We start from the raw sequence: 11,706 nt of genomic DNA, 5'->3' as shown, positions 1-11,706 counted from the left end.
TTATATTTCTTATGAAAATTTTTGTTTTATCCAAAAATATTTAATTTACGGAGGGTATAATTGAACTTTTATTAACAACCACACCTCAATCTTTATGGAACTTATCATTAAAAATCTTTCGAAAACCTACTCTAATGGAGTTAAGGCCTTAAACGACGTATCACTACATGTGAAGCAGGGAATGTTTGGGTTGTTGGGACCTAATGGGGCAGGCAAGTCCACTCTAATGCGGACCCTTGCCACCTTACAGGATGCAGATAGTGGAAGTGTTATTTTAGATGGACTGGATGTACTAACCGAAAAACAAAAGGTAAGGGAAATGCTAGGTTATTTACCCCAAGACTTTGGGCTTTACCCCAGGATTTCTGCCGAAAAGATGTTAGACCATATCGCGCAAATGAAAGGGGTGATAAAAAAGTCCGACAGGAAATTTTTGGTGGAATCCCTTTTGAATAAGGTGAATTTATTTAAGGATAGGAAAAAGGCCTTGGGTACATTTTCGGGAGGTATGAAGCAACGGTTCGGAATTGCCCAGGCATTGGCAGGAAACCCTTCCCTAATTATTGTGGATGAACCTACAGCCGGCTTGGATCCTTCTGAAAGAAATCGATTTTATAACTTACTTAGCGAATTGGGTGAAAATACCATCGTGATACTTTCCACCCATATTGTGGAGGATGTCAGTACCCTCTGTTCAAATATGGCCATAATCTGTGAGGGAGAGGTGCTGATGAGCGGAACGCCTTCTGAAGGAATTAGCCAATTGAAGGGCCGAATTTTTCAGAAATCTATAGAGAAAAGTGAACTTGACTCCTATAAGTTGGAGCATAAGGTAATTAGCACACAGTTGAAAGAAGGAAGGCTCAATTTGAGGGTTGAAAGTCCCATGGAACCAGGGAATGGTTTTTCTCCTACACCTACAAACCTGGAGGACGTGTACTTTAGTTTTATTGCACAAAAAATGGATCCCATTACCCTGTAAATCATGAAAGACTTTTGGAATATTTTCAAGTTTGAGATCAGTTACAGGTTTTCGAGACCGGCTACCTATGTTTATTTTGGGATGCTTTTTTTGATTCCCTTCATATTGATTGCTTCAGGGCTTTCATCTGCTTCGGAGAAGGTTTTTCATAATTCCCCCTTGGTTATTGCATCCCTTCAGGTCACCCTTTCCATCTTTGGCATTTTATTGGCCTCCGCGATTATGGGGGTTCCACTTTACAGAGATTTGGAACATAGGACTGGAACTTTTATGTTCAGTTACCCCATCACCAAGACCCCGTATTTCATGGGCAGGTTTTGGGGCTCTTTCGTCATTTTATCCTTCGTAACCACTGGTTGCATATTGGGGATTTATTTTGGCAGCTTGATAGGCCCTGTCACGGGATGGACGGATGCGGACAGGTATGGCCCAAATGTGTTTATGTACTATTTGCAACCTTGGCTTACCTTTGTCCTTCCTAATATGTGGATAGCGGGAACTCTATTTTTCGCATTAATTATATTCACCCGAAATATCAAATCCATCTATACTGGTGGGATCATTCTATTTATAGCTTACCTGTTGTCCAATTTTTTGGCCCAGGATATAGAAAACAAAAATCTGGTACAACTTCTTGATCCATTCGCCTTGAACACGTTCAATTATGAGGCCAGGTACCTAACGCCCTTTGAGCAGAATAACTTTTGGCTGCCACTAAAGGGGAACCTTCTTATCAACAGAGTAATATGGATGGGAGTGGGACTGCTTTTTTTTGTAGGTTCCTACCTAAGGTTCAATTTTACCTATTTCTTTCAGGATAAAGCGGCAAAGGTCAAGAAGGAGAGATTAGAATCTGCGCCCATTCCTTTGGGACCCTCTGAGATCAAGCCTAATTTTTCAAGCAAGTACCAATGGTTGAGCCTGGTTTCCCTTTCAAAAATTGAAATTACTAACACGGTAAGGGATATCTATTTTCGTTCTATTTTATTGGGAGGTGTGATTTTCCTTGTGTTGGATTTTTGGATTGGAAACACCCTGTATAGTGTTTCCAATTATCCTGTTACCTCCTTTTTAATGGAGTTCAAAAATTTCGATTATAGTTTATTCGTATTTATTATCATCGTTTTTTTTACGGGTGAATCCATACATAGAAACGATTCTTCACGGTATGGAGTGATTAGCGATTCCTTTCCGGTGAAAGACGGGATTTTGTTGGGATCTAAATTCTTGGGAATGGCCTTCATATGTCTGGTATTAGCCATAATTCCTATTCCTGTGGGAATACTTATTCAAATAATGAAGGGCTATTTTCAATTCAACTTACACATTTATTTCATAGACAGTTTCCTGATTTCTCTCCCAGATTATTTGCAAATGACCATGCTGGTATTTGCTATCCATTTGCTGGTCAATAAAAAATTCGTGGGGCATGCTGTGAGTATTGCTGTGTGGTTGATATTTGGAGTGGTTTTGGGTTTGGCCAAAGTGAATTTCACGCTGTTTCAATATTCGTATAAGCCACCTTATCTGTGGTCGGACATGAATGGGTTGGGACACTTTGCGGAACCCTTGTTTTGGTTTAATCTCTATTGGACAGCCTTTGGCCTCTTTTTGGTGCTGTTATTTAGTGTTTTCTTTAAGAGAGGTACGGAAAATTCCTTTTCCAGTCGCTGGAAAACTGCGAAGAAACGATTTAAAACACCTGCTGTAGGACTGGCTTTTGTTTTTCTTCTCTTGGCTATTGGTTCCGGGGCTTACATCTATTCCACTGTTGTCTATGAAAATAGCTACCTGACCATCCGAGAAGGCGAAAAAAGAACGGCAGAATACGAGAAACAGCTCAAGCATTATCACTATTTACCTCAACCAAAAGTGATTGAAGCAAAATTGAGCGCCGATATTTTTCCCGAAGAGAGGGACGGTTTTTTTATACTGGATCTTAAAATTGTCAATAAGACAGATTCGACCATAGACTCTTTGCATATGCATTCCCCCTCCTTAACGGCATTTCATGTCTTGGCACAGGGGGATACGCTTCCTTACCGTTTTCCTTTGGTATATGACAAGCGGAAATTTGACCTGTTTAACGCGTATGAACAAAAGCATTGGTATAAAATAATTGCATTGCCCAAGAGCATGGATCCTGAGGATACGTTAGACATTCAGGTAAGTGGGAGTTTAATCAACAAAGGTTTCCCCAACTCGGGATATGGAAGGGACATCGTTCATAATGGGACTTTTACAAGCTCGTTTCTTCCTAGTTTTGGGTATTCCGACCAATTGGAATTGTCCTCCGATGAAACCAGGAAAAAGCATGGGCTGGAACCCAAAGACACCGATTTGCCTGAGCATAATGATCCCTATGGATTGAGTAACCTTTTGTTTTCTCAAGATGCGGATTTCGTGCAATTTGAGGCTGTGGTAAGCACTTCTGAGGATCAGTTGGCCATTGTACCAGGGTATTTGCAAAAGGAATGGACGGAAAACGGAAGAAGGTATTACCATTACATTCAAGATACCCCAATCCAGTATTTTTTCTCTGTGGTTTCGGCAGACTTTGAATTGTTGTCTGACAAGGCCTATCTTCCTGATGGCAGTGAGGTGGCCATAGAGATTTATCACCATGCTACCCATACCTATAACCTTGACCGGTTCATGGCAGCATTAAAGGATGGGCTAACCTATTTTTCCGATAAATACAGTCCTTTCCAATTCAGGCAAATGAGGATCCTGGAATTCCCCAGATATGCTGGCTTTGCACAGTCTTTTCCTAACACGGTTCCATTTTCCGAAAGCTTTGGCTGGGTGGCAGACTTTAGTGACCCAAACAGTTTTGATTATGTGTACTTTGTAACGGCCCATGAACTTGCCCATCAATGGTGGGGACACCAGATACCCCCCAATTATACCAGAGGATCCAATTTGATTTCAGAGGCTTTAGCAGAGTTTTCAGCTTTGGTTTTAACCGAGAGGGCCTATGGCAGCGATAACATGAAGCGCTTTTTAAAGGAAGAGTTGGATGGGTACTTATCAGGGAGGTCCAATGAAGATAAAAAAGAGAATGCTTTTATCAATGCCGACAGAGGGTATATTTGGTATCAAAAGGGATCATTGATCCTGTATGCCTTAAGGGACTTTATAGGAGAGGATGCCATGGATGCCGCATTGGGAGGTTTTGTGGAGGAGTTTGCTTTGAAGGAAACGCCTCCATTTGCGGGAAGCCCTGATTTGCTCAGGCACCTTGAAATGCACACCCCGGATTCATTGCAATATTTTCTGGAGGATTCTTGGAAAAAAATCACGCTGTATGAAAATAAGGCCATAGAAGCCAGTTCTGAAAAACTTGCTGAGGAAGAATACCTGGTCACACTGAAGGTTTCCTCCCAAAAGCAATATGCGGATAGTTTAGGCAGGGAAACTCCCGCTGTTTATGAGGGGGATTATATGGATATTGGGATTTTTGCCAAAGAGGATAAGGATGAAAACGGCAGGACAAGGACCAATCCCCTGTATATTCAAAAACATAAAATCCCCCCAGGTGAAACTACCCTAAACCTCAGGGTAACCGGCGGCGTTCCGGTAAAGGCGGGGATTGATCCTTATAATAAATTGATAGATCGGATTCCCGATGATAATGTCATTAATATTGATCAGTAAATTGGTTTAATAGAAATATGGGTTGAAAAAGACCTTCTTTATGATCTTAAAAAAATTTGCGTAATTATGAAAATTTTGTGCAAGGTAGTTGCTTTCCTTATCTTTTATGGATGGGCAACTCATTCAAATGCCCAAGAACCCCTAGCATATCAGACTCCTCCGCAGGTTATTGCGGAATTGGTAAATGCACCCCTAACCCCGCTGGTAAGGGTAAGTAAATCCGGTGATTTTATGCTATTACTGGAAAGACCCGGTCATCCTGGTATTGAGGAATTGGCCCAACCAGAGTTGCGGCTTGGGGGAATGAGGATCAACCCATCCACCAATGGTCCAAGCAGATCTAACTTTATTCAAAATATTACCCTCAAGACGATTAGGGGTGGACAGGAAAATCCTATCGAGGGGTTACCTGAAAATGCCAGATTAGGGGAAATTACCTTATCCAAAGACGAGAAATTTGCAGCTTTTACCCACACCTCTGATTCAGGAATAAGTGTCTGGGTAGCCGATTTGACTACCTATAAGGCAAAAAGGCTTACCGATGAAATCGTTAATGGAGTTTATGGCACCGCAATTTCTTGGACACCTGACAATAAAATACTGCTTAAAGCCATCAACCCGAATAGAGGGAAATTGCCAAAGGCACCTCTTGCGCCCAAAGGGCCCACCATTCAGGAAACGGTCGGAGATGCTGCCCCATCGAGGACTTATCAAGATTTGCTTTCCAACTCTTTTGAGGAGGATTTGTTTGCCTATTTTATGGATTCACAGTTGATGTTGATTACCTTGGATGGCCATCAGGAAACCCTGGGGCCTCCCCAAATGCTCAAATCCATGGATCTTTCCCCAGATGGTAAATTTATCCTGGTAGATATTCTGAAAAAACCGTTTTCCTATTTGGTGCCAGCCAATAGGTTTCCCTATGATGTGAAAATTTGGGACTTGGAAGGCAATGAAGTCAAGATCTTAGCACAAATTCCCTTGGATGAAGTAAGACCTATAGGTTTTGACGCCACTGCCACAGGGCCCAGGTCCATTTCCTGGCGGGCGGACAAAGCAGCCTCTGTATATTGGGTAGAAGCTCAGGATGGAGGCGACCCTAAGGTGGATATGGAAGAAAGGGAAATTGTCTATAACCTGGATGAACCCTTTACCACAGATCCCCAGAAGTTGGCAGGGATAGGTTATAGATTCCGGGGCATTCATTGGTCGGACGAAAATTTTGCATTGTTGTACGAAGGTTGGTTCGCAAGCCAGCAGCAACGAGTACATAGGATTAACCCCTCCCAACCTGGGGAAAAGGGAACTGTGATCATAGAACGTTCTTCCGACGATATTTACAATGATCCGGGAAGTCCGGTACTTAAAACCAATGAATATGGGAAGGATGTCCTCCAAAGGAAGGGAGATGAGGTTTTTATGACATCCATGGGGGGATCCCCAGAGGGCAATATGCCCTACCTTTCTTCCTACCACACCTTAACCCAAGAAGAGAGAATCCTTTGGCGATCACAGGCTCCCTTTTATGAAAGGGTGGTAAAGGTTCTCAATGAGGATGCCACTGAATTTGTAACGGTAAAAGAAAGCACCGATATACAACCTAATTATTGGTTGGTCAATACAAGGAGAAGAATAGCTCCCATCCAAATCACCCAATTTGACCATCCCTATGCAGCGATTAAGGGCATCAAGAAAGAGTTGGTAAACTACAAAAGAAAAGATGGGTTGGACCTATCTGCTATTGTTTACACTCCGGAAGGCTATGAACCGACAAAGGATGGCAGCCTACCCGTCTTGATGTGGGCTTATCCAAGGGAATATAAATCTGCGGCTATTGCCGGACAGGTAAGGGGTTCGAGATATGCCTTCACCTGGTTAAGTTGGGGATCACCGCTATATTGGGTTACCCAGGGATATGCCATTATGGATCAGACGGAAATGCCCATTGTAGGGGAGGGGGATGAAGAACCCAATGACTATTTTGTGGAGCAATTGGTGGCTAACGCCGAGGCGGCCATTGATTATATAGTGGATGCCGGTATAGGGGACAGGGATAGAATTGCCGTTGGTGGTCACTCCTATGGAGCGTTTATGACCGCAAACCTCTTGTCCCATTCCGATTTGTTTGCAGCCGGTCTAGCTAGAAGCGGTGCATATAATCGCACCTTGACGCCCTTTGGGTTCCAGTACGAGCAAAGAACCTATTGGGAGGCTCCTGATGTGTACAATACTATGTCTCCCTTTATGAACGCCCATAAGGTGAAAGCACCAATCTTGCTGATCCATGGGGAGGCAGACAATAACTCAGGGACCTTTCCAATTCAATCGGAACGTTATTATAATGCGCTAAAGGGGCACGGGGCCACTACCCGACTAGTGTTTCTACCCCATGAAAGCCATGGATATGCGGCGAGAGAATCCATCTTGCATACGCTGTGGGAACAACATGTGTGGTTGGATAAATGGGTAAAAAACAAAGAGCAGTCTGAGGAGAATAAAAATCAAGAAATGCCCTTCAGTCCGAAACAGTAATCGAAATGGAAAATTTTCCTCAAACAGGTAATAACATTTTTTTAAGGTTCATGGCTTTGGGGGGAGTTTGCTGCAACCTAGTATTGAGCAAGCGCCCAATCCAAAATTGATTTTCTAACCTGTTATTATGGAACCTAAAAAGCCGACATTTAAAGAACCCAAAGAACTTCAAAGCAACACGAGCGTGTTCACCATGTTCCTGTTCGTTCTTTACGGGTTGACCCTTCATTTTGCGTGGCCTCAATTTATAGGATATATTATTGCCTTATTTATAGTGGCTAACTTGGTTTTGATCGGAACACTCTTCTATAAGATAGAGCAAAAAAAGCGGGAAATCAATGTGTCCAGAAACAGATTTTTAGCTTTGTTCAGAGCGATCATTAACCTGGTTCTTTTGTATTTGGTGCTCTATTATAGTGGGATTTTATAAAAAATGGGTGCTGGGGGATTTCTTTCCCTCAGCACCCATTTTTTTACCAAAAAAAGGCAGTACAAATTGACACAGGAATTTTAACCTTGTGGAATCAACTTGATCATCAAACCCGTGGCTTCTGTCACGGCGTAGATATAGCCGTCAGGACTTTGGGAAACCTGCCTTACCCTTCCTATGTCCTTCAGAAGTTTTTCCTCACCCACATAGGAAGTGCCATCCAGCTCCACTCTGGCGATATGCTGTCCGGCCAAAGCAGCTACCAGGATGTTCCCTTTCCACTCGGGATACCTGTCTGAAGTCACTAGGGTCATCCCGCAAGTGGCAATGGAAGGATCCCAATAGGTAACCGGGTCTTTTATTCCCTCTTTTTGCGTTTCTTCCGAAATGATAGAGCCATCATAATCGATCCCGTAGGTAACCTTTGGCCAGCCATAGTTTTCACCCTTCGAAATTAGGTTGAGTTCATCCCCTCCTTTGGGGCCATGTTCCACCGACCAGATTCGGTCATTGTCAGCATCGTAGATGATACCCTGGGGATTTCTATTGCCATAAGTCCAAATGGATGGATTAGCACCTTGCTTATCGACGAATGGGTTATCTTCAGGGATACTGCCATCGTCCTTTATCCTGTGGATTTTGCCATGATCATTGTCCAGTTCCTGTGCATTTTGTGGCCTCGAACCTTTGTCTCCATTGGAAAAGTACAGGTACCCCTCCTTGTCAAAGATAATTCTGTTGCCAAAGTGCCTGCCACCTTTCCATTCCGGTCCACAGACAAAAATTTCTTCTAGATTACTAAGGGCATTTCCGTCGAGTTTTGCCCTGGAAATAACCAACACTTCCCCTTCACCCTCTTCCCGGGCATAGGAAAGGTATAACCATCCATTGTTCTCATAATCAGGGTGCAGGGCAACATCCAAGAGCCCAGCCTGGTTGACCTCTTTTACGGTTGGCATGTTGCTTACCTTTTCCCCAGTAAACTCATCATCCTTAAAAATCAAGATTTCCCCCTTTCTTTCGGTGACCAACATCCTGCCATCCGGAAGCCAGGTCATGCCCCAGGGGTTATCAAATTCGGTATATAATGTATCCACTTTGATTTTCATTTTTTCGGTGGATACTGCAAATGGATCTGGTTCTGCAGGTATGTCCTTGGAAGTTTGGCTATTTTCTTCACAAGACACCATGCCCAACCCTACTGCTATTGTCAGAATAAAAGGTAATTTCCTTAAGTTTTTCATATGGTTTTTGTTGTAATCCTTCAAAATTAATCAAAATAATGAAGAATTGTTTTGGCCATTATACAAATGGTTGCTTCTTTAGAAAAGATTCACCCTATTTGAAGTTTACCATATACGGTTCCTTCTCATCCAAATCCTTTATCTTTAAGCTTTAGAATTTCGATTATTCCCTTGGATTTTGGTCACTTATACCTAGATCAGGCCATTGAAAATCCGAATTAAGCTTCAATATCCTCATGGCGACCTTAGGGGTTATTGAAGTTATGATCTTTAGTGGTTATTGGGGACAAACTAAAATAAAGAATGAAACGAAGATCATTTATCAAATCCGGTGTTGCATTGTCCGCAGTATTGGCAGCCCCTTCATGGGCTGGCGTCGCTAATCAAGATAAACAGCGGGAATTTAAAATTTCCTTAAACCCCGGAATTATTGGTGTCAAGGCTAATTTGGCGCAAACCCTCGACTTTGCCATTCAATATGGGTATGAAGCTATAAGTCCTTATACCCAAGAAGTGATGCAGGATTATTCCGGCAGCCAATTGGAGGAACATAAGGCAAAAATGGATGCGCATGACATTTCCTATTGCTCTACCAATATCCCCGTGGAGTTTAGAAAGGATGAAGATACCTTTCAGGAAGACTTTAGGGATTTGAAGAAATTCTGTCAGACCATGGAAAAGCAAGGAGCAACCCGTATCAACACTTGGATCATTTCCTCCCATCCCGATCTTACCTACACCCAAAACATGAATGTACATGGGCAAAGGCTGGGGGAGTGCGCCAAGGTAATGGAGGATCACGGCATAAAGTTGGGTCTGGAATATTTGGGTACAAGGACTTTGTTGAATCAAAACAGGTTTCCTTTTATTTCTACCATGCAGGAATGCCGGGATTTGATCGCCGAAACAGGGCAAGGTAATGTGGGGTTTGTGTTAGATTCTTTCCATTGGCACTGTGCCAATGAAAGTAGAGAGGACATACAAAGCTTAAGTTCCGATGAAATCGTGGTTGTGGATATCAATGATGCAAGGGCTGGCTTCACTCGGGAAACATTGGAGGATGGGAAAAGAGAGCTTCCACTGGCCACAGGGGTGATTGACCTAAAGAGTTTTATGCAGGGTTTGCTGGACATAGGCTATGATGGCACGGTGCGTACAGAACCCTTCAATCAGGAATTGAACCAAATGGAAGATGAAAAAGCATTGAAAATTAATGTAGAGGCAATAAAAAAGTCTATTCAATTGGTATAGGCCTACTGATGCAATGGATGAATCTATTAAAACAACAGTAATTACAGGTGGATCCTCGGGATTGGGACTTGCCATGGCAGAAAAACTAGGTCAATTGGGATATAGGGTAGTCTTGCTGGCCAGAAATCCCCTGTAACAGTAGCTCATTGCGTCGTAAAAGGAGCGATGAAACGGCAATTTTTTATCCTGCCTCATTTTGAGGTACGGACCTTGACCTGGGTATCCCGGCTTTTGCCTAGAACATTTAAAGATCGCCTACTAGATAAGATGTTTCCCTTGCCCAATTCAGGAAAGTAAAGACTTGTGGCTCAACTATTTTTTTAGCAGGCAGCGTCAGGTAAAGGCCCTGCGACCTGGTGAAAGCTTATTTTACCGGGATCATAAATGTTTTGATCCAAGTGGCCAACCGGTTCTGAGCTTTTCACAAATTTTTCAAGAAAAGTTGGCTGCTTTATAGGGTAAAGGGTACCTAGTTAAAGATGTACGGGTGAATTGGATGGTTTATTGGACAGACAAGGAGCAGAATAAGGAAACCTTAATAGTTCTACCAGAAGTGGTGTTTGCCAAGGAGCAAACCTTATAAAAAGGAGGCCTTATAAAGAAGAAATCACCCTACTTTCGGAAATTTTTTAGACATCGAAACTTATTTCTGGGTAAGCATTCTGATCAGGAATAGGATAATACTCTCATCTTTTAAATGCATTTTTCAATAATTAAAATACAAAATAGATCTGACTTTGTGCTTTGGTTCGTAATTCTTTTTTGAAATGAATTTCTTCAAGAAACCCCCTTGGGGTCACATTAATTCCCTATGGAAATCAGGGTTCTTGGAGTCATTTGTTTTATAAATTATTTACTAACCAAAAAAATGTACCATGTTAAAAAAAACTAAAGAAAGAGATGCCAAACTGGCGGCTCATCGAAATGGATCACGAAGGTCTTTTTTGAAGTACGGAGGGGCTACAGTAGCTGCTACCGGCTTAGTCCTGGCAGGGTGTGATCCCTTGGAGGATTTGTTTCCTGAAGACGAACGTGAAGCCGCCTTATCCAGGGTGGTGGAATTGCTGAGAGGTGATACCGGGGTGCTCAATTACGCATTGGTGTTGGAGCAGCTTGAGGCTGCTTTCTATATTGAGGTTGTGGACAATCCTTACAGCGGTATTTCAGAGGAAGAATTCATCATCATGAGGGATTTGAGGGACCATGAAATCGTGCATAGGGATTTCCTGAAAGCCGCCCTGGGTCAAAGTGCCATACCGACTTTGACTTTTGATTTCAGTTCGATTGACTTCACAAGTAGGGATAGCGTATTGAATGCCTCCAAAACTTTTGAAGACTTGGGAGTAGCAGCTTATAACGGCGCTGGCAGATTACTAAAAAGCCCAGATTTACTATTGATTGCAGGCAAGATTGTGTCCGTAGAAGGGCGCCATGCCGCCGCCATTAGAAGTATTTTAGACGAGGATCCACAATCCTTTGCCGGGGATGATATAATTGACGCGAATGGGCTTGATAGGGCTTTTGACCCTGAGACTGTACTTAAGGCTGCGGCTCCATTTATTATCAACGAGATCAATGCAAACGAGCTAATTGGATTATTAAAATAGGAG

At 42.7% G+C, this 11,706-nt stretch carries 8 protein-coding genes; 7 read left to right on the top strand and 1 reads right to left on the bottom strand.

The annotated features are described in order from the left end of the window. Nucleotides 1–94 precede the first annotated feature (94 nt). The 4 genes from DB520_RS10330 (at nt 95) to DB520_RS10315 (ending at nt 7,601) form a co-directional block, all read left to right on the top strand. A complete protein-coding gene (locus DB520_RS10330) occupies nt 95–982 on the top strand; it encodes an ABC transporter ATP-binding protein (RefSeq protein WP_114749643.1) in 888 nt (295 codons plus the stop codon). Nucleotides 983–985: 3 nt separating this feature from the next. Continuing rightward, nucleotides 986–4,639 (top strand): ABC transporter permease/M1 family aminopeptidase, encoded by a 3,654-nt coding sequence (locus DB520_RS10325; protein WP_114749642.1) that lies wholly within the window; start codon nt 986–988, stop codon nt 4,637–4,639. Between the two features lie 66 nt (nt 4,640–4,705). Beyond that, on the top strand, nt 4,706–7,171 hold the full coding sequence (locus DB520_RS10320; RefSeq protein ID WP_114749641.1) for a S9 family peptidase: 2,466 nt from the start codon (nt 4,706–4,708) through the stop codon (nt 7,169–7,171). 127 nt (nt 7,172–7,298) lie between these two features. After that, nucleotides 7,299–7,601 carry a hypothetical protein gene (locus tag DB520_RS10315; RefSeq protein WP_114749640.1) on the top strand — a complete coding sequence of 101 codons (303 nt, stop codon included), beginning with the start codon at nt 7,299–7,301 and terminating at the stop codon, nt 7,599–7,601. 80 nt (nt 7,602–7,681) lie between these two features. Here the strand turns inward: DB520_RS10315 and DB520_RS10310 are convergent, their stop codons facing one another. After that, nucleotides 7,682–8,845: a PQQ-dependent sugar dehydrogenase gene (locus DB520_RS10310; protein ID WP_114749639.1), complete on the bottom strand. Its 1,164-nt coding sequence runs from the start codon at nt 8,843–8,845 to the stop codon at nt 7,682–7,684. Between the two features lie 303 nt (nt 8,846–9,148). Here DB520_RS10310 and DB520_RS10305 point away from each other — a divergent pair, with 303 nt between their 5' ends. The 3 genes from DB520_RS10305 to DB520_RS10295 all read left to right on the top strand — a co-directional run bounded on the left by DB520_RS10305 (nt 9,149) and on the right by DB520_RS10295 (nt 11,703). Beyond that, complete coding sequence (locus DB520_RS10305; protein ID WP_114749638.1) at nt 9,149–10,096, top strand: sugar phosphate isomerase/epimerase family protein; 948 nt, start codon at nt 9,149–9,151, stop codon at nt 10,094–10,096. A 13-nt stretch (nt 10,097–10,109) separates the two neighbouring features. Beyond that, nucleotides 10,110–10,232, top strand: coding sequence for an SDR family NAD(P)-dependent oxidoreductase (locus DB520_RS10300; protein ID WP_114749637.1), 123 nt, complete (start codon nt 10,110–10,112; stop codon nt 10,230–10,232). A 739-nt stretch (nt 10,233–10,971) separates the two neighbouring features. After that, the gene (locus DB520_RS10295; protein WP_114749636.1) at nt 10,972–11,703 is read left to right on the top strand and encodes a ferritin-like domain-containing protein; all 732 of its coding nucleotides are present in this window, start codon (nt 10,972–10,974) and stop codon (nt 11,701–11,703) included. Nucleotides 11,704–11,706: the final 3 nt, after the last annotated feature.

The organism is Pleomorphovibrio marinus (assembly GCF_003347495.1).
In the GTDB taxonomy this organism is placed as follows: domain Bacteria; phylum Bacteroidota; class Bacteroidia; order Cytophagales; family Cyclobacteriaceae; genus Pleomorphovibrio; species Pleomorphovibrio marinus.
The sequence above is the reverse complement of the archived record's forward strand: the minus strand, read 5'-3'. Positions and strand labels throughout refer to the sequence as shown.

Coding starts and splice junctions, on each gene's coding strand:
- DB520_RS10330 (WP_114749643.1), top strand. CDS start 95: ATGGAACTTATCATTAAAAATCTTTCGAAAACCTACTCTAATGGAGTT.
- DB520_RS10325 (WP_114749642.1), top strand. CDS start 986: ATGAAAGACTTTTGGAATATTTTCAAGTTTGAGATCAGTTACAGGTTT.
- DB520_RS10320 (WP_114749641.1), top strand. CDS start 4,706: ATGAAAATTTTGTGCAAGGTAGTTGCTTTCCTTATCTTTTATGGATGG.
- DB520_RS10315 (WP_114749640.1), top strand. CDS start 7,299: ATGGAACCTAAAAAGCCGACATTTAAAGAACCCAAAGAACTTCAAAGC.
- DB520_RS10310 (WP_114749639.1), bottom strand. CDS start 8,845: ATGAAAAACTTAAGGAAATTACCTTTTATTCTGACAATAGCAGTAGGG.
- DB520_RS10305 (WP_114749638.1), top strand. CDS start 9,149: ATGAAACGAAGATCATTTATCAAATCCGGTGTTGCATTGTCCGCAGTA.
- DB520_RS10300 (WP_114749637.1), top strand. CDS start 10,110: ATGGATGAATCTATTAAAACAACAGTAATTACAGGTGGATCCTCGGGA.
- DB520_RS10295 (WP_114749636.1), top strand. CDS start 10,972: ATGTTAAAAAAAACTAAAGAAAGAGATGCCAAACTGGCGGCTCATCGA.